This window comes from Wolbachia endosymbiont of Tuta absoluta (assembly GCF_059414725.1).
In genome coordinates this window covers 1-457 of sequence record NZ_JBNRJY010000352.1, presented here as the reverse complement: position 1 = coordinate 457, position 457 = coordinate 1, and the positions used below count along the sequence as shown (strand labels likewise).

1 protein-coding gene and 1 other annotated feature are annotated in these 457 nt (G+C 57.5%); the gene reads left to right on the top strand.

The features are described 5' to 3' along the window. Window positions 1-100 precede the first annotated feature (100 nt). Window positions 101-287: a sequence feature (16S ribosomal RNA rRNA prediction is too short), on the bottom strand. Then, the coding region (locus ACJ5GX_RS03725; RefSeq protein ID WP_495292714.1) for an ATP-binding protein at window positions 278-457 on the top strand (180 nt) is incomplete at its 3' end. Its footprint overlaps the feature before it by 10 nt.

Sequence of the window (457 nt, the reverse complement as noted above, 5' to 3'; positions counted from 1 at the left end):
GTGGGTGTTCAATGGAACCTATGGTGGTGATGGCTGCGCGTGCGGCTCAATTAGTTGGTCAAGAGCTTTTAAAAGCGCATCAAAATCGTCATAAACTCGATCGATCAGGGTTCCCCCCATTGTCCAATATTCCCCACTGCTGCCTCCCGTAGGAGTCTGGACCGTATCTCAGTTCCAGTGTGGCTGATCGATCATTAGTATCAGTTAGCTCAATACATTGCTGTACTTACACACCTGACCTATCAACCACGTAGTCTACATGGTTCCTTCAGGGGGCTTGTGCCCCGGGAGATCGATCACCCTGCGCGACACCGGCGACGGCATCGCGCCGGAGTTCCTGCACCATCTGTTCAGCCGTTTCCGCCAGGCCGATGGCACCACCACCCGCCGCCATGGCGGCCTGGGCCTGGGCCTGGCCATCGTGCAGCAGCTGGTGGAGCTGCACGGCGGCACGATC